Genomic DNA, 23,372 nt, shown 5'->3' with positions numbered 1-23,372 from the left:
GCCCTCAGTTCAACTGTATCCCTGTTATGCTCGATATATTATTCTCCTGCATGGCAACGCCTATCGTTCTTTTAGCAGCCTCAATCATGGGCTTTCGCAGTGAAACTACAATGAACTGGGCTCTGCCAGCGGATTTCTGTATGCGCTTTGCTACCCTCTCTGCATTCACGCCATCAAGGAACATATCGATCTCATCAAAAGCATAAAAAGGGGCTGGCCTGTGCTGCTGGATAGCGAAAAGGAGTGATAGTGCTGTCAGGCTTTTCTCTCCGCCTGACATGGCCTCAAGCCGCTGCAGGGTCTTCTCAGATGGCTGTGCCTTTATGGTCATCCCGCCTGAGAAAGGGTCAGAAGGGCTCTCAAGGAAAAGTTCGCCGCTTCCGTCTGATAGCTCAGCGAAGATCTGTTTAAAATGCTCATTCACCCCGTTAAAGGCGCTCATAAACGTATCTTTCTTCATCTCCTCGCATTTATTGATTCGAACCATTAGTTCTTCTCTTTCGTGAAACAGAATATCGCGCCGTGATTTTAGATCTTTTTGCCTTTTCTCAACCTCACTGTATTCGTCAATCGCCCTCATGTTAACCGGCTCAAGCTTATCCATAGCCCGCGCAAGGGCTGAGATCCGTGAAGCTATGGATTCAGAAGATGGCACCTCCTCATCTCGGTTAAGGCCGCGATCCGCTATCTCATTATCCAGGGCGATCATCTGCTCTGTCAGTGCATCCTTTGTGGAATAAAGGGCGAGCAGGCTTCTCTCCATATCGCCAACCAGCCTTTGAATCTCTTCAAGCCCCTCTTTGATAATACCGTGATCTTTTTGGACCTGCGCCCGTTTATTCTGAAGCTCAAGTAACTCTCCGCCAAGCTCTTTTTCTCTCATGTTCTTAACCTTCAGGTCTGCTTCAAGCGTCTTGATCTGCTCACGCAATGCATTTATCTTTTCACGGTGCCCCTCTTTCTTTTTATCAAATTCAGACAGCCGCTCTTTTGTATCATCTATTCTCGCCTGGGCATATTTCCGATCAAGCACTATGGCATTGATCCCGGCCTCTATATCCCGCAGTCTCCCTTCCAGCCGGTCGATCTCCTCCTCTATCTTTGAGGCTTTTTTGCCAAGAAGAGGAACCTCTGAGCCACTCAAAAGCTCTTCGATCTTTTCTATGTCCTCCAGAAGCGTGCTAATCTCTTCATCCTTTGCCCGTTTATCCTCTTCTATGCCATCCATCCTCTTCTTTATCTCGATACTGGCATCTTCTATTTCCGTGATCTGTGTTTTTCTTGTTTCTATTAATTCGGTTAACCGCGTGCCGCGGCTCTTGATCTCAGCCATCTGCATCTGCAGTCTGGTGATCTCGTTATCAAAACCTGCAGACTCAGATTTGATCTGCGCCAGGTGATCTTCCAGCTTCTCAAGTTTATTCACAGCAGATCTGCGCCTGCCCTCGTATTCTGCTATCTTCTCTGCGATTTTTTTAAGATTATCCTCTTCTCCGCTTGCAAATGAGAGCTTCGATCTTATCGAACCACCGGTCATTGCGCCTGCTTTCTCGATGAGTTCACCCTCCAGCGTTACAAGCCTCTTGCTGCCCATAAGCCGCCTTGCTGTATTCAGGTTATCCAGCACAAGGGTATCCCTGAAAATATACCAGAACGCTGTGCTGAACTTTTTGTCATAATCAACCAGATTGATCGCATAATTGATTATACCTTCTCTATCCATCTTCGAAAGTGAAGGCATTGACTCCATTTTGTTAAGAGGTAAAAAAGTCACTCTGCCAAGGCGCCGCTCCTTCAGGTAATTGATCGCCCTTGCAGCATCCTCGTCATTATCCACCACGACAGACTGCATCCGTGCCCCTGCCGCTATCTCAAGGGCAACAGAGTATTTTTTATCTACTTTTCCAAGCTCTGCTATCGTCCCGTATATACCTGGCAGTTCCCTGTTCTTTTTTGCGCGAAGGATGGATTCAACAGGCTGGCTGTAGCTAATCTCAGCCGCAGCTTTGATAAGAGCCTCCGATCTTGCGTACTCCTGCTGGAATACCCGAAGGGAGCTCTCAAGGTCAGCTATCACGCTTTTCATCTGAGCCCTGTTTTTCTCAATATCTACGGTATCCCCAACAAGCTCCTGCTTCTTTACCGCAATCTCTTCTATCTGCGCTCTGGCATTGCTGGCATCAAGATCTGCCGACTCTATCTTTGATATCGAGTCCTTGATCTCAAGCTCAATATCCCGCGCCTCTGAGGACTTTCGCCTTATTGCATCAAGCAAACGGTCCCCTTCACGCATGAGCTCGTTCTTTTCATTCTTCAGGGTCTCAAGTCTCTGCTTGGATTCTGCAAGTTTATCCCGCGTTCCTGCAAATTCTGCATCTATTTCTGCGATCTTGCTCCTTACCATAAGAAGCTGTGTTTTTCTGTCATCAAGCTCACTTGAGATAGTATCTTTCCTCAGGTTCTCTTCACCCAGCTTATCACTGAGCTGTGCTACTTTTGCCTGAGTACTATCAATATCAAGGAAGGCTTTTCTTCTCTGTGATTCGATATCATTAATCTCATTCTCTGCAAGCTCGATGGTACTGTTACAGCGGGAGATCTCGCCTTTGATTGCCTCGATCTCTTTTTTTATGGCTATCTGCTCACCTTCGCCTTTCTGGATGATCAATGAATTCAGATCCGAGAGTTTATCTTCGACTCTCTTTAGTTCCTGCTGGCGCTCATCAGCCTGTTTTATAAGTTCTTCCTTTCTGGTCTCTCTATCCTTAATTTCATGTGTAATTTTATCCAGTTCGTTCTTTGCATCTTTTAGCCTTGCAAGCAGGATATACCCTTCATATTTTCTCCTCTCATCCCGCAGTGACTGGTATTTCAAAGCCTGGTCTCGCTCTTGCTTAAGTTTAGTAAGCTGCTCATCCACCTCTGCCAGGATAATATCAACTCTCTCTATCCTGTCACGGACAACATCAAGCTCGGAGATAGCCTGTTCTTTTTTCTCATCGAATTCAGCCACCCCTGCGATCTCATCGATTATCTTCCGTCTCTCGGTAGGCGTCATCTCAATGATGCGGGTAACATCCCCCTGCATGACCACGTTATATCCCTCAGGTGTTATCTTTGCGCGGGATAGATAGTCATGGACATCTGTTAAGCTCACAGGCGTATCATTAAAATAATAATAGCTGTAATACCCTGATTCGGTCTGTCTTACCTTTCTTGTGATCGTGACCTCATCAACGTCTACAGGCATCTCTCTATCCCTATTATCAAAGTGTATGGTCACCTGGGCAAAGTTCTTTCTCCCGCTATCGGCATTGAATATGAGGTCAGTGAGTTTCTCGGCCCTCATAATCCTTGAATTTGAGAGACCGAGCGCGAACAGGATACCGTCTATTATATTGGATTTTCCGCTTCCGTTAGGACCTGAAATAGTCGTGAAATCATCAAAGAAAGGGATTCTTACTTTTTTACCGAACGATTTGAAATTCTGAAGTTCTATCTCTTTGATATGCACTATCTACCTCTGCACTATCTATCTCTTTCTCGGGGTTTCAAATATCTCCACCCCTTCCTTCACTCGCTCACTCCTCCTGACCTGTGGTCTCTTTAATTGTACCTCTTCCTCGCTGTCTGATATGATCGTCCTTTCTTCAGCTTCTATGATCTTCTGTTCTTTTCTCTTATCCTGAGGCGTATAGTTGCTGGCAACAATATATTCGCCTTTTGATTTTGGTGTATCGGGCGACTTTGCCCCCTCCTTTATCGGGATCTTTGTTTCTTCTTTTCCTTTCTTTTTTACCGTAAATTCCTGGATTATTGATTTCTGATCAAGGAGTTCCTTCATGACGCCGTCATAGGCGCTGTTAAGTTCTACAAGCCGCCTCTCAATCCTGTCCATGCGTTTTTCAGCTTCTGCAAACGCATCGGTCTCTGGCTTTTTCTGCTCCAGTATGGAGTTCCTCAGGGATTTGTTCATCTCTATTATCTCATTGATCTTTTCACCGAATTTTACCCTTATTTCATCAAGAGTAGATTCTCTAAGCTTGATCTTATCTGCGAATCGTTTCTCCATTTCAATGAGAATGGATTCCTTCAGCGACTCCTGCATCTTCTCAATCTCCTTATCCCGTGCAGCCAGCTTTTGCTCAAGTCTCTCAATAATAATATCCCTTTCAGTACTCATATGTATCCCTCTTACTCATTCATGACTTTTTGAACAATAGACATATCTTATTAAGTTAAATAATTATGGGGAAAGCCGTCTTCTATCCCTGGGGAACAGTACGACCTCGCGTATGTTCTCAATACCCAGCATTGTCATAATCAGCCTCTCAAGCCCAAGACCCCAGCCTGAGTGTGGCGGCATGCCGTACCGAAACGCCTTGAGATAGAAATCAAAGCCATCGGCATACAGCCCCTGCTCCTCGATCCTGCTGCGCAGCAGTTCATACGAATGGACACGCTGCGCCCCTGAGGACAGCTCCATGCGCGGATGCATCAGGTCAAAAGCCCGGCAGATCTCGGGTTTGTTCTCATAAGGCAATGCATAGAACGGCTTTATCTTTGTAGGCCAGTCAACGATGAAATAGTGCTCACCTATCGTTTTTCCGATTGTGTGCTCAGATTCTGTAGTCAGGTCATCGCCCCACTCTATCTGCTCCCCGCTATCACGTACGATATCGACCGCTTCATCATAGGTAATGCGCTTGAATGGTAAATCAGGAATTTTAAGTTCCATCCCCAGGGTCTTCAGGTATTCTGTACCTCTCTCTGCAACATTTGAATAGACATACACGATGAGATTCTCAAGTATGACCATCACATCCTCATGATCAAGGAAGCTTGCCTCTGTATCAATGGATATTGCCTCGTTGAGGTGTTTGCGTGTATCATGTTCTTCTGCCCTGAAGATCGGGCCGATCTCAAAGACGCGGTCAAATCCTCCCGACATCATCAGTTGCTTGAATAGCTGCGGGCTCTGGTTGAGAAAAGCCTCACGTTCAAAATAGGTCATGGGGAAAAGGGCAGTTCCTCCCTCAGTGGCAGTAGCTACTATCTTTGGTGTTATGATCTCAATAAAGCCTTCCCTGTCAAGGAATTCCCGCACGCTCTTCAGAACAAGGTGTCTTATCCTGAAAATAGCCTTTGTGCCCGGGCGCCTCATGTCCATGAACCTCACATCGAGCCTTGTATCAAGGTCTGCATCCACTTTACCCGTCGTGTCCATAGGAAGAGGTGATTCTGCTTTACCAAGCACCGTCACGGACATGGGGACAAGCTCATAGCCGTTTGGCGCCTTTGCCTCTTTCTTTACCTGCCCTGTAACCGCAACGACCGATTCGCGTGAGAGACCCCTGACTATATCAAGCACATTCTTATCTATCGTCTTCTTGAAAAGCGTCACCTGAGCCAGCCCTTCCCTGTCCCTTACTATGAGAAACGTAATGCCTCCAAGGTCGCGTATCTCGTGCGCCCAGCCGCAGATTGTGACACTGCTCCCGTCCATTTCGGGTGTTATCTGTGTTGAATAATGAGTTCTTATCATGAGTATCCTGGTTCTGTAATGAGTAATTATATTATTATACTTTCGATGATTAACTTTAGGTAAGTATTTTATACCATCGCCACATGAGTAACGGGAAAAAGGACTGGAATTATAATGAGTATTCAGAAAGGAGATTTTATTAAAGTTTCATATACAGGAAGAAATGATGATCGTGTCTTTGATACAACCGATGAAGAGGTTGCAAAAGCCAACGACATCTTCAATGAGAAAGGAAAATACGGAGGCGATGTCATCATTGTAGGTTCAGGACATGTGGTTGAAGGACTGGATGAGGATTTCATAGATAAGGAAGTCGGATACAGAGGCAGTATTACAATCCCGCCTGAGAAAGCCTTTGGCCAGAGGAATCCTGAACTGATCGAGACCATACCGATCACAAAGTTCGATCAAAGGCCACAGGTCGGAATGTATGTGCAGATAGATGGCCGTACGGGGATGGTAACAAGAGTCATCGGCAGGATGGCACAGGTGGACTTTAACAGGTTCCTGGCAGGACAGACAGTTACCTACGAGTATGAGATAAAAGAAAAGATAGAGGATACAGAGGGTAAAGTACACGGCCTCTTAGGTCTGTATATCGGGAAAGACTTCACAATCCAGATAGATGGTGAGACTTTAACAGTTGAGATCGAGCCTGAACTGACCTTTAACCAGAGATGGCTCATGTCTAAAAGGCTCATTGCAAATGAGATCATTAATAACACAGATATTAAAGAAGTGCTCTATGTTGAGAAATACAACAGTGAAGTACTGGCACCAAAAACCAGCGAATGATCAATTACTTCCCGAAATATCAGCACAACGATAGCAGCCTCAAAGATTTAAAAGAGGTTTGATCACTTCCCAGAATATCAATACAACGATAGCAGCTTCAAGGATTATCGTTAATTGCTCTGTAAAGAACTCTCTTGCTGTGGAGTAGAGTTCCTGCAGGGCATCAATCTTATGCTGCACCACCTTCTCAAAGTCCCATACTTTCAGGGTGTCCAGCATCTTGAGATAGGCAGATTGGTAATACCAGTCCGGGGTTATCTTATGGGGATTCATCAGGTCCTCAATATCATCGAGGATGATAAGCCCGATCTCACTTACCTTAAGCAGGGATTTCTCAAGCCTTCTTGGCGCCTGGGTGAGGAAGTAAAACCTTGAGCTGCGCAGTTTTTTTATCGCATCAAAGGCATTTGTGATCTCAGAATCTATCTTCTGATCATATATCTGGAATAGAACAAAAAGCGATATTGACAGCTCAAGCAACTCGCGCAGATCCTTGAGGTAATCCTCGCAGCCAAGAATAAACGCACCTTCGGGTGAGGCAAGAAACAGATCCTCATCATAATAGGAGAGATCATTGGCAAGCTTCTCCGTGATCTCCCTGCTGTGCAGCGGACGGATCGAGGTCTCAGCAGATAGAAAACGCGTGATGACCTCGCCGTACTGCTCTTTCAGGCTTTTCTGGTCAAGCTCAGGAGTAAAATCATTTAGTTTTAATAGTGTATATTTTTTAATGATCGGATAATATGGGGCTTTCTTTCCAGGATTGAGTTTTTCACGGATCTCGTTGATCATCTTGTTCGTAAATGCCTGGAGATCAAGTCCCTCCACAATAATTGTATTAGAGTTAAGTGCTACCAGGATATCATTGAATAATATCCTGTCCCTGATCTCTATCTCGACTCGCAGGAGCGATACGCCCGCGGTAAAAATATCGGTAAATATATTAGCACTGCATGTTATTTTCTCATTACCTGCAGCGATTACGGCTACACCCTCTAATCGCTCCACTTCTATGGGTTTATTCCATCGTTCTGTGATCACATCTGAGCCTATGAGTTTTGTTAACTGGCTTTTTTCCACTTCTACACCATGGCCGAAAGCCACAAGTATTGTGAGTCTGCCATTAAGAATAGTTAAATCGCCAGTTGCGTTCATGTGATAAGATATGTTTAAAAAGTATATGAATTAGGATGGCAATATTAAAGATATCCCTGTCATCTCCGCTGGTTTCTCCATTCCCAGAGCGTCAAGAAGCGTCGGGGCTATATCTGCCAGTATGCCATTCCTGAGCACAATGCCCCTCTCACAGAAAAGGAAAGGCACAGGATTAGAGGTATGCGCTGTATGGATTCCTCCTGCCTCATCTATCATCTTCTCGGCATTGCCGTGGTCAGCAGTAATAATCAGCAGTCCACCCGATGCTCCTATAGCATCGTACACCCTGCCTGTACACTGATCGATTGCTTCTGCAGCCCTCACTGCTGCATCGAAAACACCTGTGTGCCCCACCATGTCAAGATTGGCATAATTCAGGATAATAATATCATACGTTCCTGATAATAACGCGCTCACCACTTCATCTGTCACCAGGAATGCGCTCATCTCGGGTTGCAGATCATATGTGGCTACTTTTGGAGAGGGTATCAGTATCCTGTTCTCGCCCTGAACAGGCGCCTCCACGCCGCCGTTGAAAAAAAACGTGACATGGGCATATTTCTCTGTTTCTGCTATCCGAAGCTGTCTTAAATTGTGCCTGGATAGAACCTCCGCAAGAATATTATTCAGCGATTCAGGAGGGAAGGCAACGGGTACACTAAAAGTCTCATCGTACTGAGTCAGGCACAGGAAATACGTATGTGGATAATGGTCTCGCCTGAACTCCCTGAAATTATCATCTATAAAGGCCCGGGTTATCTCGCGGGCACGGTCAGAGCGGAAATTAAAGAAAATGACTGAGTCATTATCCGATATCATAGATACGGGTTCTTTATTTTTTAAAATGATAGTCGGGGTGACAAATTCATCTGTCTCGCCCCGTTCGTATGCACTCTTCACAGCAAGAGATGCGCTCCTGGCAGTAATACCCGTATTTTCGGTCATGGCACTATAGGCTTTCTCTACCCGGTCCCATCTTTTATCACGGTCCATGGCATAGTATCTTCCAGAGATGGTCGCGAATTCCCCGCCCAGCTCTTTCATCATGTTCTCTGCCTCTTCGATATAATCAAGTGCACTTTTTGGGGGTACATCCCTGCCGTCGAGGAATGCATGAACATAGACTCTTTCTATCCCATGCTCTTTTGCCAGCCTGAGAAGCGCATAGAGATGGCTTATATGGCTGTGCACCCCGCCGTCTGAGAGCAATCCAGGGAGATGCAGCGATGAGTTATGGCTTTTGACGTTCCCGATCGCTTCAAGAAGCCCTCTGTTCCTGAAGAAATCCCCATCTTTGATTGATTTTGTTATCCGCGTCAGGTCCTGGTAGACGATCCTCCCTGAGCCGATATTAAGGTGTCCAACCTCGGAGTTCCCCATCTGGCCCTCCGGCAGTCCCACGGATTCGCCTGATGCATCAAGCTCAGAGTGAGGGTAGTCCGAGAAGAGTCTGTCCAGATTGGGTGTCCTTGCTGCAGCTATGGCATTACCTTTTCTGTTTTTACTAATACCAAAGCCGTCAAGGATCATTAAAAGAAGAGGTCTTTTTTTAATCATTTGTGCTGATATACTCCAGGATGACCATAAAGATTTTAGTCTACACAATTCATTCTATTATTGTGGAAAAGTTAAGGTTATTATTCAAAAGCAGCTCCTGATCATGCAGCATATGACCGGGAGAATAATACGAATATGAATTCAGGAGATATCTATAATACCAGCAGGAGGTGAATGATCATATATATGGATAATAAATATAAATTGTTCCAGATTTTACTGGTTGAAGACAACCAGGGTGATATACGTCTGGCTGAAGAAGCCCTGAAGGAGATTAAGGTGCCTAATAATCTCTCTGTGGTCATGGATGGTGTGGAGGCACTGTCCTTCTTGCACAGAGAAGGCAGGTATGCCCGTGCACCCCGGCCTGATCTTATACTGCTTGACCTGAAACTGCCCAAGAAAGATGGCCACGAGGTACTGGCAGAGATTAAGAATGACCCAAATCTGAAGCGTATCCCGACAGCGATCCTGACGATTTCAAGTACAGAAGAGGATATCATCAGAAGCTACAACCTCCATGCCAACTGCTATATCGTTAAGCCGATTGATCTTGATCAGTTCATAGCGGTAGTTAAGTCTATCGTGAATTTCTGGTTCACTGTTGTGAACCTTCCGCCCGGTGAATGAAATGGAGCACGTTAATGTACTCCTGATCGAAGATAACCCGGGCGATGCCAGACTGATAAAGGAAATGCTGATCGAAGCAAAGAATATCTCGTTCGATATTGAATGGAAAGACAGGCTCTCAAGCGGACTTGAGCGCATTACCATGGGAGGGGTTGATGTTGTCCTGCTGGATCTCATCCTCCCGGATAGCCCCCGTGGTTTTGATACTTTTACCAGGACGCAAGCCCAGGCACCAGAAGTGCCTATTGTGGTACTGACAGGCCTTGATGATGAGACATTTGCAATCAATGCAGTACGCAGGGGCGCACAGGATTATCTTATCAAAGGAAAGGTGGATAGCAACCTGCTCACGCGTACCATTCGCTATTCCATAGCGCGCAAGCTCGGGGAGGAGAGGCATTTCACAGCCATGGAATTAAGAGAGTTTGACGGAAAGGAAGGAAGGCCTGCATACGCAGCATTTAAAGGAAAAGTGTACGATGTTTCAAACAGCAGCCTCTGGAGAGATGGGATTCATGCAGGCAGTCACTTTGCAGGAACTGACCTGACAGAGAACATGCTAAGAGCGACGCATGGTGAAGAGGTACTGGTAAAGTTCCATATCGTCGGGGAGTTGAGCCCGGAGAAGACGTTCAGACAAAGACTTGTGCAGAGAATAGAGGGCCTGCACCTCCATCCGATACTTGTTCATTTTTCCATAGCGTACTCAGTTGCTATTCCCCTGTTAGCATTCCTGTATATTTTTACGGAAGAAATCACTTTTGAAATAGCATCATACTACATACTTGTACTTGGATTGTTAACTGCTCCTCTGGCCACACTTTCAGGTCTTTTTAGCTGGAAAGTCACTTATGCAGAGAAAATGACTAAAGTCTTTGCCCGGAAAATAATATTTGCTATCGCACTGATCGTCGTTACCACTGTATCTTTCATGTTGCGAACCCTGTATACGGATATACTCACAGAGGTAGACTTGAATTATTACACTTATTTAGCGTTATTAGTGAGCCTTGCGCCGATAGTCACTGTTCTCGGTTATGATGGAGGGAAAATAGTGTATTCATAGGATTCCAGCCGATCAGGGCTGGTATGTAGTACAAAGATTATCACAGGATCTGCTCTGCCTGTGGAGAGCCTTTGATAGTCTATCTCAGTAAATTTTTTAAACAATAAACGCGACATAATTAAAAAAAGGAGGATAAAAAATTATGGAAGAAAAAAAAACGTCTACAGTTCTGGGCATAAATGAGAATATAGAAGCAGTTCTATGCTATGTTCTGGGCTTTATAACTGGAATCGTGTTTCTGTTGCTGGAAAAAGAAAATAGATTCGTCAGGTTCCATGCAATGCAGTCAGTGATTACATTCGTATCACTGTTCGTGATCTCGGTGGTCATTGGAGTTATCCCGTTTATCGGTTGGGTGCTGTCGCCCCTCATAGGATTATTGACATTAATTCTCTGGCTGCTGTTGATGTATAAAGCATATACAGGTGAGAGGTATAAACTGCCGATAGCTGGCGATCTTGCTGAGAAGCAAATAGGATAATTCAAAACTTCGATGCCTGCCGGGGGCAGTGCCTCCCGTGATCCGGGCTTGACCCAGCGCTATTATCTCTTGAGCGGGCGCAGACCCAGTCCCACAAGAACGCGCTCAGTGCTTGAGAGATCCCCTATTACTTTTCTTATAGGCAGTGGAAGTCTTTTTATCACTGTCGGTATGGCCAGGATCTGATCCTCTTTTGTCAGTTGTGGATTTTTGCTAAGATCGATCACTTCTATTCGATATCTGCCAGCAAGGTGCTCTTCACATATCTCCTTGAGATTGGCAAAGGCTGTAAGTGCTCTCGGTGTCTGCCCTGAAACATATAATCTCAGTTCCCATACTTCCGTTTCTGTAGATTCTTGTCCTGGTTCCTCTGATACGTTTTTCATTTAAGATCCCCCCCTCCTTAGTTGCATCTAAAGATTTTTGGAGTAATGCTTAAGTCGTAATGCCTGTAGCATTCCGATGTATATGTATTTAAAGGCTTCTAAACATCGGATTATAATGAGCAGTTCTAAGTTATGCATCAGTCAGTTTTAAATACTTTGTTCGTGTATATACGAATTAATAGTGGGCAGGAAAATACTTTTTTAACCATTTCCACCACCTAATCCTATCCCTCGCCTGCTCACTATATTATTTTCTCTATTTGGGAATAAAACTGGCATAATACTCATGGGAACATTACTACTTTTCCTGCCTCGCCTGATCTCATAGCTTCGAAACCCTTCTCAAAATCATCAAGCTTAATCCTGTGTGTGATCACCGGGGTGGGATCGAACTTACCTGTGGAGAGCAGTCTTGACGTGGTGAGCCATGTGTCCCATATCCTCCTGCCGTATATGCCCCTGACCGTGATATCCTTCATAACCAGGTCCCTTGATATATCGATACATACATCCTTTGTGGGCAATCCAAGTATAGAGGCCCTGCCTCCTGGCCGCAATGCTTTCAGCCCTTGTTTGATGGCATTACCGCTTCCTGACATCTCAAGGAACACGTCCACACCCTGCCCACCCGTTATCTCCAGTATCTCATGCACAGGGTCTGATTCATGTCTGTTTATGACAGAGTCCGCACCCATCTTCCTGGAAAGGTCAAGATGTAACTGTGAACCTGTTACGTTGATAATACTGGCAGCACCCGCAGCCCGCAGAATGCCTATAGCGAATAGAGCTGTCGGACCGCCCCCGAACACTGCGACTGTTTTTGCAGTGACATCATGGCTGAATACGGTGTACACGCTGTTGCCAATGGATTCCTGCAGGGTAGCTATCTCCACAGGCATATCAGGCGGGTTCTTCCAGGTATTTGCCTCAGGCATGACGGCATATTCGGCAAAGAAACCATCAACATCCACACCGAAGAACCTGAGGTTTGAACAGATATGCATATTACCCATCCTGCACTGCATGCATATTCCGTCAAATATGTGAGATTCAGCAGATACCATATCGCCTTCCTGGACAAGGGTAACACCGCTTCCCACTTCTACAACCTCGCCGCATACCTCATGACCGATAGTTCTGGGGGGCACAATCCTGCCTTCAGACCAGGGATGATCCCAATTGTATATATGTACATCAGTTCCGCATAGTGAGCAGGCCCTGATCTTCACCAGTACCTCATGTTCTCCAGGCACTGGAATTCCGGTCATTGCAATATCCAGTCCGGGTCCTTCCTTCATCTTTCTTACAGCCTTCATTGCATCCATAAATACCTGTTGAAAAACTATAATTAGGTTGTGCTTGTACGATATATAGTATTCCTCTATCTTTAAAAAGAGTAATCAAGGGGAGATATATAATGAGACTTGAAAACAAGACTATAATCGTTACCGGAAGCGGAAGAGGATTGGGAAGATATATTGCTAAAAGGCTGGGCAGAGAAGGAGCAAATATCGTTGTAACCGCAAGGACTGAGGAAGATATTGAAAAGGTCTCTAAAGAGATAAACGATGAAGGTGGGAGGGCGATTTTTATCAGCGGGGATGTTACCAGAGAAGATGATGTGAGAAAGGTCATCAATAATACCATTAATGAATTAGGGAGGGTCGATGTGCTGATCAATAACGCAGGAATCGGGTTAAGGAAATATCTACGGGAAACAAGGGTGGAAGAATTTGAGGAAGTAATGGATGTGAATGTAAAAGGTGTTTTTCTTTATATGAAGCATGTCATTCCTGAAATGGAAAAACATGGTGGTCTGGTGGTCAATATTTCCTCAGGTGCAGGGAAAACTGGCATCCCTGTGTTAAGTGCATACAGTGCATCAAAATTTGCGGTTATCGGTCTTACTGAGGCTGCCTCAAGGGAGGTTAGCAAGAAGATTAAAATAATTGCTCTATGTCCTGGAAGTATTGATATAGGAATGTTTAATAGAATGTTTCCAGGAGAGAGAGCATATCACAAGCCGGAAGAAATTGTTGAGAGAGTTGCCGATATCTGCACCCATCCGGAGAAGTATTACCCCGGTCAGTCTATAGAGCTTTATTGAAGGGTGCGTTAGCTTCCTGGTCTTATTGCATGCTGGATGCCAGAACAACGGTTACATTGTCCCTCGCACCCCTGCTCAAAGCAGCGCTAACCAGATTTTTACATTTATTCTCCAGACTTACAGTCCCTGAAACTACTTCTCTTATCTCCTCATCCCTCATGGCATCGGTTAGACCATCTGAGCACAGAAGCAGCGTATCCCTGCCCAGCTTTATCTCATAAAAATCCGGGTTCGCGTTTTCTATGCCCATTACTCTTGTCACTATGTTCTTTGCAGGATGCCTGAATGCCTGTTCCTCACTTATCAGCCCTCTATCCACAAGCTCCTGAACATATGAGTGGTCTTTAGTTATCCTTTTGATTGTCTCTCCTATCCTGTAAGCCCTGCTGTCGCCCACATTAGCCACAACGCCCCTGCCCTCATCGTCTAGCAGCGCTGCCACCAGTGTTGTTCCCATGCCATATCTACCAGGCACGTTTTTCGCTTCATAGCAGATCTTCTCATTAGCCCTTTTGAATCCCGCTGCCAGCAGTTCTTTCATGGATTCTAAAGACTCAGCCTTTTGAGAATCATGATCTTTCTTTACAGTCTCAGCCAGTTCTGTTACTGCAAGCATGCTCGCAACCTCCCCGGCTGCATGCCCTCCCAATCCATCTGCAACAGCTAAGAGATAAAGGTGCCTGTGCTCCAGAGCCAGGGTAATATAGGCATCCTCATTGTTCTCCCTTCCCCCTGTATCAGTTACACCGCAGTAGGCTAACATAATTATTCTCTTGATTCAAAAGGTAGTAATTGAATACATAAATAGTTATGTCAGTCCTAAAATCAAGTCCCATTTACATGGAAGGATTACAGTGAAAGTTCTATTTATCAATGGAAGCCCACGTAAAAGTGGTGTAACTGCAACAATTCTATCTGCAATTTGCGATAACATTTCATCTGACCATACTATTGAATGGTTTGATGTTTACGATTTAAAAATTAAGCCATGTTATGGTTGTTTAAAGTCCACAAAGAATTAAGTATATGGAGTGTGTACCAATATTTAAGAAAACGATATCATATACCGAAGTTATGCAAAAGCAAATTAGCGGAGGAATAATTTTTTGGAAGCAATCAAACAAGTTGTTAGAATACCCAAAGACCATGAGATAAAAATAAAAGTTCCTCCTGAAGTTCCTGAGAATGAAACAATTGAGGTGATTTTAATTATTAAAAAAAGGCAGGATGATTTCAAAGAGAAGATCCGAGAACTAAAAAAAGCTGCAAAGGATGATCTGTTCCTTAAAGATCTGAAAGAACTATCTGAAGATTTCAGATCAGTTGATTTAGAAGGGTTAGAAAAAGATGCAGTATAAATGGCATATATTTCTAGCCAATCTCGATCCTGTAGTGGGTTCTGAGCAGGGAAAGACTCGACCTGTTCTAGTAATAAGTGAGGAAGAAATAAATCAGATTTTACCGGTAGTGAATATTCTTCCTGTAACCTCAAGAAAACCAGAAAGAAGAATTTATCCCAATGAGGTTTTAGTACCTGCTAATACTGGAGGACTTGAACAGGAATCTATTGTGCTCTGCTATCAAATAAGAACCCTTGATAAAAGGCGTATGATTAGAGATGTTGGCAAAATCGAAGATTTGGATTTACAAGAAAAAATAATCGATGCTTTGTGTTTTCAATTGGGGATTATTAGATAAGATTTTTTACCAGCCCCAATCTCTTCTTCGCCCCATCCTCACCGCAGCCAGATATACTTCATCGCTCATCCTGAAGCCTGCCTTTACAAGCTCTTCCAGCGAATCCTGGTATTCCTCACAGGTGAGAAGCTCTTTTCGAAGCGCTGCAATTTCTTTTGGTACGCGGGTGGTAATTGTAGTTCCCATAAGGATCTGTATTCAAAAGATAGTAATTGAATACATAAATAGTTATGTCGGTTCTACTTGAAAACTAAAAAACCTGAGTAAACACGATAAATCTTAATATACTACTCAATTAATACATAGACAATAAGTGGTATACAGATGAGCAGAATTGAAAAAGACAGTCTTGGTGAAATAGAAGTCCCTGATGACGTACTCTATGGTGCGTTCACAACACGCGCTTTTAATAATTTCCAGATAAGCGGGCTCGGGGCAAAGCCTGAGTTCATAACATCAATAGCGATCATCAAAAAGGCAGCAGCTCTGGCTAATATGAAACTCGGTATGCTTGATGAGAGGACAGGAAATGCAATAGTACAGGCTGCTGATGAAGTTATCAAGGGTAGATATAGAGACCAGTTCATACTCGATGTGTTCCAGGCAGGCGCAGGCACGCCTTTTAATATGAACACGAACGAGGTCATTGCAAATATCGCAATTAAAAAATTGGGAGGAAAGCCGGGGGATTACCATATCGTACACCCCAATAACCACGTTAATATGGCGCAATCCTCCAATGATGTCATTCCATCTGCAACAAGATTGAGCGTGCTTTTGACCCTTCCGGGTCTTATTAATGAACTTGATGAAATGGTACTTGCTTTTCAGGCAAAAGCAGATGAATACTATGGTATAATCAAGGTGGGGAGAACGCATCTTGAAGATGCAGTACCGATACGATACGATCAGGTGTTTGGTGGATATTCATCCTCCATGCTTAAATGCATCATTAGATTGAGGGATGCAGAAAAAAGTATGCTTGAACTTGGCATTGGAGGAACGGCCATTGGAACAGGTATTAATACACATCCTGATTACAAAAAGACGGTAATCTCAGAATTGAAGAGACTCACCGGCTTTGAATTCAGTCCTGGCGACAGCATAATGCTCTCATGGAGTATGGCCGGGTTTGTGGAGATGTCTAATTCCCTCAGAATACTGGCTATTGAACTTAATAAGATCTCAAACGACCTGCGCCTTCTAAATTCAGGACCGAAGGCCGGGATCGCTGAGATAATCCTGCCTGAGGTAGAGCCAGGTTCTTCCATAATGCCGGGTAAGATCAACCCTTCTATTCCTGAAGCTGTAAACATGGTCTGCTTCCAGGTTATAGGCAACGATCATGCAGTAGCTCTTGCAGCAGAGGCAGGACAGCTTGAGCTTAATGTAATGACTCCGCTCATCGCTTTTGATCTATTGTGGAGCATTGAGCTTCTAACGAGCGCTGTCAGGATGCTGCGTGAGAGATGTGTGACAGGTATAATAGTTGATGTGGAAAGATGCGCTGAGCTTCTTGAGAACAGCCAGAGCCTTGCAACAGTGCTCAATCCATACATAGGTTATGAGAATGTGGCTGAGCTTGTTAAAATTGCGCTTCTGGAGAATAAACCCATAAGACAGGTAATACTTGAGAGGGACATTATCCCTGAGAGTTATCTAGACCAGATACTCGATACTCTAAGAATGACAGAACCGGCAGTTATTGATAAGAAAATAATTGATGAGATCAGGGAGTACAGGAAAAGGGCTGTGTGAACTACTCAGCAGAAAAAGTTTTTAGATCTCAGGGTATGTTAGATACCATGAGCTCGCCTCTTGTATCTGTTATAATTCCCTGTATGAACGAGGAAAAAACAATTGGGAGCTGTATCAGTAAAGCCTGGTCAGCCTTAGAACAGGAAGGTCTGGATGGGGAGATAATAGTAGCAGACAATTCCGATGACAACTCAAGAGAGATCGCTAAAAATATGGGTGCAAGGGTAATAATCCCGCAAAAAAAAGGATATGGGAATGCCTATTTAGAGGGCCTTCAGTGTGCCAGAGGTAAATATTTTCTATTAGCAGATGCCGATGATACCTATGATCTCAATGAAATGCAAAAGTTCTTAAAACCACTGCTTGCCGGGGATGCGGATTTTGTAATCGGGAGCAGGATGAGAGGAAATATTGAGAAAAATTCAATGCCATGGCTTCACAGATACATTGGAAATCCCATATTAACGGGAACACTTAACCTGCTTTTTAAGACCGATATAAGCGATGCCCACTGTGGCATGAGGGCGATCACAAGGGAAGCTTATGATAAGCTTGATCTTAAGAGCGAGGGTATGGAATTTGCAAGTGAGATGATAATAGAAGCAGCAAGGAAAAAGCTCAGAATTGCAGAAGTACCGATCAACTACTACCCTAGACAGACGCCCTCAAAGCTTCATTCATGGGGAGATGGATGGCGGCATCTGCGGTTCATGATGCTATACAACCCAACGCCTTTTTTCTATATTCCGGGTTTTTTATTATTCCTGCTTGGTGCTTTCATGACATTCAGCCTGGCAATGCGGGGTAATTTGGAAACAACCAGGTTCCACTCATTCATCCTGGGCAGCATGATGGCTATAATAGGAACACAGATGATCACCACAGGCAGCTACATGAAGATATACGGGATACTGCATAACAAAATAGAGAGAACAGGGACGACCGCAAGATTGCTGGATTACCACTCTCTTGAGGCCTGGCTGATAGCTGGAATCTTATTATTCGTAATGGGCATGGTCTGGGGTTCAGGCGTTATTTTCAAATGGATATCTTCAGGATACGGCTCTCTCTCCGAGCTAGGGAATGCGGTGATATCCATGGTGCTTGTGGCAGTGGGCATCCAGATCATCCTGTTTGCACTTATAATTAGCATATTTATATTAGATAAAAAGGATAATAAATGAAGATCGCTTTTGTATATGATGCTGTTTACCCATGGGTAAAGGGAGGGGCAGAGAAGCGAATATACGAGCTTGGTAAAAGACTGGCAGGGCAGGGGAACGAGGTACATATCTTTGGAATAAAATGGTGGGACGGCGCTGATATTGTTGTGAGTGAGGGCATGGTTCTACACGGCGTATGCAGGCCTATGGAATTATATGTGAATGGCAGGAGATCAACCTCTGAGGCAGTGATCTTCTCAGTAAAACTGCTTCCGCATCTACTCAGTGAGCGATTTAATGTGATAGATGTCAGCGCGTTCCCGTATTTTTCATGCTTCAGTGCTAAACTTGCATCAATTCTTATGAGAACCCCGATGGTGATCACCTGGCATGAGGTATGGGGCAACTACTGGTATGAATACATGGGATGGCGCGGCTTTTTTGGTAAGCTTGTTGAACATCTGGTCTCAAAGTTGACATCCAGTTCTATCGCAGTATCGGTTATGACCAGAGAGGATCTGGGACCGCTCGGGGTGAGGGGTAAGAACATCTATATTATATCTAATGGTATTGATCCTGGAAGGATAGCCAGTATTACTCCATCTGCTGATGAGTGCGATATACTCTTTGTCGGGAGGCTTATCAGGGAGAAGAATGTAGATATACTGATTGAAGCTGTTGATTATCTAAGAGATAAGCTTCCCGATATAAAATGCCATATCATAGGCGATGGGCCTGAGAGAGAGAGGCTTACCGGATTTGCAGGCGAACGCGGACTGCTGGATAATATCAGGTTCTCCGGGTTTATGGATTATGACGAAGTAATTGCGCACATAAAGTCATCAAAAGTATTTGTGCTTCCATCCAGCCGCGAAGGGTTCGGAATGGTGGTGATCGAAGCGTTTGCATGCGGGGTGCCTGTGGTTACTGTCAAAAGCCAGAAAAATGCCGCATCTTTACTTATCAGCAGGGATACTGGTTTTATAGTTAACCCTGATGCCAGAGAGTTATGCGGCGCGATCTACACACTGATCATGGATGATGTACTCCGCAAAAAGATGTCCATATCTGCGATATATGCTGCACAGAGGTATGACTGGAATAACATGGTTAACCAGTTAACAGGGGTGTATAAGGAGCTATAACCACATATCCTTTAGCATACTTCAGTCAATTTTCTTCATAAGCGGGATCTCATCGCAGTTCGGGAACTTGGGGCATTTAATACACATACTCCATATCTTATGGGGCAGGGTAGTGTTCTCTACCCTGACAAAACCATGCTTTTCAAAGAATTCAGGCACGTATGTGAGCGTGATAAGCCTGCTCAGTCCAAGAGCCCTGGCCTCTTTCTCGCATGCCTTTAGTATTTTTGAACCTATCCCCTGCCTTACCCTTGAAGGTTCGACAGCTAAGGACAGGACCTCACCGTAATCTTCCCATGTGATATGGAGCGCTCCGCAGCCCAGCATCCTGTCATCCTCTATGATCACATAAAAATCCCGCAGGTTCTCATATAATTCACTCAAAGATCTGGGAAGCATCAGGCGTTTATCAGCATAACTATTAACAAGTTTCCATATCTTCTCTACGTCTTTAATGGTAGCTTTTTTTAACAAATATCTATCCTCTTTTTAATTCTTGTTTTTTAGTTTAGTTACAAGAGATTCAACCTGTTCTACTGCTGTGCCTATATAATTATCCGGGTTCATCAGATTTATGATCTCACTTTCACTCATGTATTCCGAAACTGTCCTGTTCATGAGCAGGGCATCCTTCATATGGCCCCTGCTCTCCCGCGCCGACATGGCACATTGTCTTACAATTTCATGGGCTTCCTGCCTTCCCACGCCTTTTTTACTGAGCTCTATCATTATAGCCTCACCCATGTTCATGCCATTGAGCATGTTCAGGTTCTTCCTGATATTATCAGGGTAGAGGCGCAGGTTGCGGATAATCCCTGTTGTAAGGCGTATCACATGATCCGTAAGTACGCAGGATTCAGGAAACACCACACGCTCGCAGGATGAATTTGTCAGGTCGCGCTCATCCCAGAGTGTATTATTCAAAAGCGCAGGCTCCAGCATTGCCCTTATGATCCTGGCAAGTCCGCATACCTGCTCTGATTTTATAGGGTTGCGCTTATGCGGCATTGTGGACGAGCCTACCTGTTTTTTTCCAAAACTCTCCTCAACTTCTGCAATTTCACTTCTTGCAAGAGTTCGGATCTCAATACATATTTTATCAAGTGTGGTGACCGTATTCGCCATCCACATCACGAACTCAGCATGCCTGTCCCTCTGGATTATCTGGTTAGAAACATCTGCCGATTCTATTCCGAGGATCTCCATTGTTCTTTTCTGTATCTCAATGCCTTTTTTCCCGAAAGCTGCCTGTGTACCTACTGCCCCGCTCATTTTACCGACAGTCGCACGCGGCATCAACTGATCAAGCCTTTCGATATGCCTGTCGACCTCTGATGCCCATATTGCAAAGCGCAAACCGTAAGTGGTCGGGATACCGATCTGGCCGTGAGTTCTGCCTGCGCATACGGTATTTTTATGGGATAAGGCCATATCCAGAAGAACTGAACGTAATTCAACTACATCTTTTCTTAAGATCAAAATCGCGTCTTTTATCTGGAGAGCAGTGGCAGTATCCAGAATATCATTGGAAGTAGCGCCGAAATGAACCCATTTACCAGCGTCTCCTGATTGCTCAGCAAGCGCAAGAACCACAGCCATTACATCATGGTGGATCTCGTCCTCTATCTCTTTGACCCTGTCAAGTGTTACTTTATCGGCACCAGGGGCTATTCTCTCATCCATTCCTTCCGGGATATAACCTGCAAGAGCCAGAGCTTTTGCCAGAGCAACCTCAACAGACAGGAGTTTTTGAAGACGTCTTTTCTCACTCCATACGTCCTTCATCTCCTTATGACCATAGCGGTACTCAATTGGGTGGACTGCCATGAGGGTATCTATTAGTGCTTGGATTAAAAGAAACTATCGATAAAGACCCGTATTGTTTAAGCTTTTCTAAGACAATAATTTAGATGATAAGAGATGGGGTATATCTATTTACAGCCGATAGGCGAAGTCGGGGAAGAACTGTTACATTATATCTGCACCAGATTAGAAGGGATCTATGGTCATCCATGCAGAACTGCCCTGTCTATCGGGGTCCCTGAGGGTCAGTATAATGCGAATCGAGAACAGTACTATGCAGCAGGCATTGTTGAAGAGATAGCCGTGAGAATGCCGCTTGATGCAGAAAAACTCCTTGGAGTGGCTGATGTTGATTTATATGTACATGGTGTGAATTTTGTTTTTGGAGTTGCTATTGGCAATGCTGCGATTATATCCCTCACTCGCCTGCGGCCTGAGTATTATGGGAGAAACAGAAATAAATCCTTATTCAGGGAACGCACATTAAAGGAGGCGGTTCATGAGCTTGGCCACACTTTTGGCCTGGGTCACTGCCCTGAGATAACGTGTGTTATGCATTTCTCCAACAATATCGAGGATACTGATATAAAAGGTATCGATCTGTGCAGGAATTGCTCAGTAAAAATTGGAAAAAACTAATCGAATTCAAAATCGAACCTGTCATAAATTCTATCTCCCCTGTAACCGTAAGTATTCCTGCGGATTATCCCTCCTATTAGACCCAGTACTACAGATACACAGACAATAGCTTCAAAGATCTCTATCAAAAAATACCCTTCTTTATTTTTATTCTTTATAATAATTGATGAATTGGCAAAAAGTACCATTCTTTTTATTGCGCCGAGCGAGAGTTTCAGTATTATTTTTTTAACATTAAAGTAATGTACGTATTTTGTACTCAAATTATAGAGTTGTTTTCCCTCTAAATACTTTCTCCTGATCAGTTTATCCAGTGAGTCATAATTTCTGTGATATATCACAGCTTCCGGGGCGTATTTTAGCTTATAGCCTCTGCCTCTTACTCTTACCCCGAAATCTATATCCTCAAGCCCGATCAATCGCGTATCGAACCCATCGACAGCTCTAACAATATGCGCTCTATACGCTGCGTTTCCTGTCGCTAAAGAGACACTTCCCTCCTGGTCAAAAGATACTCCATACCTCTCCACGAGTTTTTTGGGCATATAGGCAAGAATTCGCCCACCAACACCGCCAACTTTTTCATCATCGAATTCTTTTAATAAGTTTTTAATCCAGTTCTTATCTGCTATGCAATCATCATCTGTAAAGCAGATGATCTCTCCTCTGGTATTTTTGATCCCCAGGTTCATTGCTGCTGCTTTACCCCTGTTCATCTGAGTGTACCATCTAAACATATACTGTGCTTTTTTCTCATATTCTCTCAGAACCTCTTCTGTGCCATCAGTTGAGCCATCATTGACCACTATTATCTCATACCTCTCTTTTGGATAACTCTGGTTATATATAGACTCAAGACATTCTCTAAGCCATTCTTTCCTGTTGTATGTAGCCAATAAGACACTTACGAATGGATTACCCATACCACTACCCCCATATTATATTACAAGCCTTATTATTTGTGACCCACGTTCTATCTTGAAAACTTAAAGAACATATAAATTAATTCCCATATACAGGTTAGTTGGGCAAAAAGATATAACTTTTCTATTCTTATTCCAGAAAAGGATAAATCAAGATACTAACAGCGATTCAAAAAAACATTGAGGTGAGAGGGAAATAAAATCCCTCTCAAACCTATACGGATTATGCTGGAGCTCGTCCCTGGATGAGTCTGACCAATATGACAATAATAGCCAGGACCAGCAGTATATGGATTAAACTGCCCCCGACCGCGCCGACTATTCCCAATAGCCAGAGGATCAGGAGAATCACGACTATAGTCCATAGTATATCCATTTTCTAACCTCCCTATAAGATACATTGTACTGAGGTTTAATAATCTTTACTATCTCTAAGGTACCGCTAGCTTCATGTTTTCCTCGCTTCTTAAGGATAGCCTGGGTTTATTTGGAAAATCTTTATTTAGGGGAATTTAAGTATT

General features: G+C 44.1%; 25 protein-coding genes. 12 read left to right on the top strand and 13 right to left on the bottom strand.

The genetic code is table 11. The features are described 5' to 3' along the window. Positions 1-4: 4 nt before the first annotated feature. The 3 genes from smc to aspS form a co-directional block, all read right to left on the bottom strand. Positions 5-3,514, bottom strand: coding sequence for a chromosome segregation protein SMC (smc, locus tag ANME2D_RS00380; RefSeq protein ID WP_048088230.1), 3,510 nt, complete (start codon positions 3,512-3,514; stop codon positions 5-7). Positions 3,515-3,532: 18 nt separating this feature from the next. Beyond that, a complete protein-coding gene (locus ANME2D_RS00375; RefSeq protein ID WP_048088229.1) occupies positions 3,533-4,183 on the bottom strand; it encodes a hypothetical protein in 651 nt (216 codons plus the stop codon). 63 nt (positions 4,184-4,246) lie between these two features. Then, on the bottom strand, positions 4,247-5,545 hold the full coding sequence (aspS, locus tag ANME2D_RS00370; RefSeq protein WP_048088228.1) for an aspartate--tRNA(Asn) ligase: 1,299 nt from the start codon (positions 5,543-5,545) through the stop codon (positions 4,247-4,249). Between the two features lie 114 nt (positions 5,546-5,659). Between aspS and ANME2D_RS00365 the strand changes: the two genes are divergently transcribed. Then, positions 5,660-6,340, top strand: coding sequence for an FKBP-type peptidyl-prolyl cis-trans isomerase (locus tag ANME2D_RS00365; protein ID WP_048088227.1), 681 nt, complete (start codon positions 5,660-5,662; stop codon positions 6,338-6,340). Positions 6,341-6,379: 39 nt separating this feature from the next. On the opposite strand, the gene ANME2D_RS00360 is transcribed toward ANME2D_RS00365, so the two are convergent. Further along, on the bottom strand, positions 6,380-7,495 hold the full coding sequence (locus ANME2D_RS00360; RefSeq protein WP_048088226.1) for a hypothetical protein: 1,116 nt from the start codon (positions 7,493-7,495) through the stop codon (positions 6,380-6,382). 30 nt (positions 7,496-7,525) lie between these two features. Next, positions 7,526-9,052: a 2,3-bisphosphoglycerate-independent phosphoglycerate mutase gene (gene gpmI / locus ANME2D_RS00355; RefSeq protein ID WP_277812886.1), complete on the bottom strand. Its 1,527-nt coding sequence runs from the start codon at positions 9,050-9,052 to the stop codon at positions 7,526-7,528. Between the two features lie 186 nt (positions 9,053-9,238). Between gpmI and ANME2D_RS00350 the strand changes: the two genes are divergently transcribed. The 3 genes from ANME2D_RS00350 (at position 9,239) to ANME2D_RS00340 (ending at position 11,229) form a co-directional block, all read left to right on the top strand. Next, positions 9,239-9,682: a response regulator gene (locus ANME2D_RS00350; protein WP_048089194.1), complete on the top strand. Its 444-nt coding sequence runs from the start codon at positions 9,239-9,241 to the stop codon at positions 9,680-9,682. 1 nt (position 9,683) lies between these two features. Beyond that, on the top strand, positions 9,684-10,748 hold the full coding sequence (locus ANME2D_RS16615; protein WP_052368481.1) for a response regulator: 1,065 nt from the start codon (positions 9,684-9,686) through the stop codon (positions 10,746-10,748). 142 nt (positions 10,749-10,890) lie between these two features. Further along, positions 10,891-11,229 (top strand): DUF4870 domain-containing protein, encoded by a 339-nt coding sequence (locus ANME2D_RS00340; RefSeq protein ID WP_048088225.1) that lies wholly within the window; start codon positions 10,891-10,893, stop codon positions 11,227-11,229. A gap of 62 nt (positions 11,230-11,291) precedes the next feature. On the opposite strand, the gene ANME2D_RS00335 is transcribed toward ANME2D_RS00340, so the two are convergent. Together ANME2D_RS00335 and tdh are read right to left on the bottom strand one after the other, a co-directional pair. Then, complete coding sequence (locus tag ANME2D_RS00335) at positions 11,292-11,615, bottom strand: circadian clock KaiB family protein (RefSeq protein WP_048088224.1); 324 nt, start codon at positions 11,613-11,615, stop codon at positions 11,292-11,294. A 284-nt stretch (positions 11,616-11,899) separates the two neighbouring features. After that, positions 11,900-12,940 carry an L-threonine 3-dehydrogenase gene (tdh, locus tag ANME2D_RS00330; RefSeq protein ID WP_048088223.1) on the bottom strand — a complete coding sequence of 347 codons (1,041 nt, stop codon included), beginning with the start codon at positions 12,938-12,940 and terminating at the stop codon, positions 11,900-11,902. Between the two features lie 92 nt (positions 12,941-13,032). On the opposite strand from tdh, the gene ANME2D_RS00325 reads away from it, so the two are divergent. After that, positions 13,033-13,722, top strand: coding sequence for an SDR family NAD(P)-dependent oxidoreductase (locus tag ANME2D_RS00325; protein WP_048088222.1), 690 nt, complete (start codon positions 13,033-13,035; stop codon positions 13,720-13,722). Between the two features lie 22 nt (positions 13,723-13,744). Here the strand turns inward: ANME2D_RS00325 and ANME2D_RS00320 are convergent, their stop codons facing one another. Continuing rightward, positions 13,745-14,485, bottom strand: a complete 741-nt coding sequence (locus ANME2D_RS00320) for a Stp1/IreP family PP2C-type Ser/Thr phosphatase (RefSeq protein WP_048088221.1) — start codon at positions 14,483-14,485, stop codon at positions 13,745-13,747. 91 nt (positions 14,486-14,576) lie between these two features. Here ANME2D_RS00320 and ANME2D_RS18950 point away from each other — a divergent pair, with 91 nt between their 5' ends. The 3 genes from ANME2D_RS18950 (at position 14,577) to ANME2D_RS00310 (ending at position 15,420) form a co-directional block, all read left to right on the top strand. Continuing rightward, positions 14,577-14,744: a flavodoxin family protein gene (locus tag ANME2D_RS18950; protein WP_157833882.1), complete on the top strand. Its 168-nt coding sequence runs from the start codon at positions 14,577-14,579 to the stop codon at positions 14,742-14,744. An 84-nt stretch (positions 14,745-14,828) separates the two neighbouring features. Next, entirely contained in the window at positions 14,829-15,080 is a 252-nt protein-coding gene (locus ANME2D_RS00315) for a hypothetical protein (protein ID WP_048088220.1), read from the top strand. Continuing rightward, entirely contained in the window at positions 15,070-15,420 is a 351-nt protein-coding gene (locus ANME2D_RS00310; RefSeq protein WP_048088219.1) for a type II toxin-antitoxin system PemK/MazF family toxin, read from the top strand. Before ANME2D_RS00315 ends, ANME2D_RS00310 begins: the two co-directional genes overlap by 11 nt. Positions 15,421-15,426: 6 nt before the next feature. Here the strand turns inward: ANME2D_RS00310 and ANME2D_RS00305 are convergent, their stop codons facing one another. Beyond that, a complete protein-coding gene (locus tag ANME2D_RS00305) occupies positions 15,427-15,606 on the bottom strand; it encodes a hypothetical protein (RefSeq protein WP_048088218.1) in 180 nt (59 codons plus the stop codon). 138 nt (positions 15,607-15,744) lie between these two features. On the opposite strand from ANME2D_RS00305, the gene ANME2D_RS00300 reads away from it, so the two are divergent. From ANME2D_RS00300 to ANME2D_RS00290, 3 genes are read left to right on the top strand one after another with little or no spacing between them, the layout of a single operon-like run. Then, positions 15,745-17,178, top strand: a complete 1,434-nt coding sequence (locus ANME2D_RS00300; RefSeq protein WP_048088217.1) for an aspartate ammonia-lyase — start codon at positions 15,745-15,747, stop codon at positions 17,176-17,178. A 47-nt stretch (positions 17,179-17,225) separates the two neighbouring features. Continuing rightward, complete coding sequence (locus tag ANME2D_RS00295; protein ID WP_241763288.1) at positions 17,226-18,362, top strand: glycosyltransferase family 2 protein; 1,137 nt, start codon at positions 17,226-17,228, stop codon at positions 18,360-18,362. Beyond that, positions 18,359-19,486 carry a glycosyltransferase family 4 protein gene (locus ANME2D_RS00290; RefSeq protein ID WP_048088215.1) on the top strand — a complete coding sequence of 376 codons (1,128 nt, stop codon included), beginning with the start codon at positions 18,359-18,361 and terminating at the stop codon, positions 19,484-19,486. The genes ANME2D_RS00295 and ANME2D_RS00290 overlap by 4 nt, the downstream gene beginning before the upstream one ends. A gap of 21 nt (positions 19,487-19,507) precedes the next feature. Here the strand turns inward: ANME2D_RS00290 and ANME2D_RS00285 are convergent, their stop codons facing one another. Further along, positions 19,508-19,960, bottom strand: a complete 453-nt coding sequence (locus ANME2D_RS00285) for an N-acetyltransferase (RefSeq protein WP_048088214.1) — start codon at positions 19,958-19,960, stop codon at positions 19,508-19,510. A gap of 15 nt (positions 19,961-19,975) precedes the next feature. After that, positions 19,976-21,313, bottom strand: a complete 1,338-nt coding sequence (purB, locus tag ANME2D_RS00280) for an adenylosuccinate lyase (RefSeq protein WP_048088213.1) — start codon at positions 21,311-21,313, stop codon at positions 19,976-19,978. Positions 21,314-21,406: 93 nt separating this feature from the next. Here purB and ANME2D_RS00275 point away from each other — a divergent pair, with 93 nt between their 5' ends. Then, positions 21,407-21,928 (top strand): archaemetzincin family Zn-dependent metalloprotease, encoded by a 522-nt coding sequence (locus ANME2D_RS00275; protein WP_048088212.1) that lies wholly within the window; start codon positions 21,407-21,409, stop codon positions 21,926-21,928. Here ANME2D_RS00275 and ANME2D_RS16610 read toward each other — a convergent pair. After that, complete coding sequence (locus tag ANME2D_RS16610) at positions 21,925-22,851, bottom strand: glycosyltransferase (protein ID WP_052368480.1); 927 nt, start codon at positions 22,849-22,851, stop codon at positions 21,925-21,927. The two genes, ANME2D_RS00275 and ANME2D_RS16610, sit on opposite strands and share 4 nt — an antisense overlap. Positions 22,852-23,074: 223 nt before the next feature. Further along, positions 23,075-23,227 carry a lmo0937 family membrane protein gene (locus ANME2D_RS17740; protein ID WP_198527317.1) on the bottom strand — a complete coding sequence of 51 codons (153 nt, stop codon included), beginning with the start codon at positions 23,225-23,227 and terminating at the stop codon, positions 23,075-23,077. Positions 23,228-23,372: the final 145 nt, after the last annotated feature.

It is taken from the genome of Candidatus Methanoperedens nitratireducens, assembly GCF_000685155.1.
Lineage (GTDB): Archaea > Halobacteriota > Methanosarcinia > Methanosarcinales > Methanoperedenaceae > Methanoperedens > Methanoperedens nitratireducens.
Note: the sequence above shows the minus strand (reverse complement) of the source record. Positions and strands in the feature narration are given on the sequence as shown.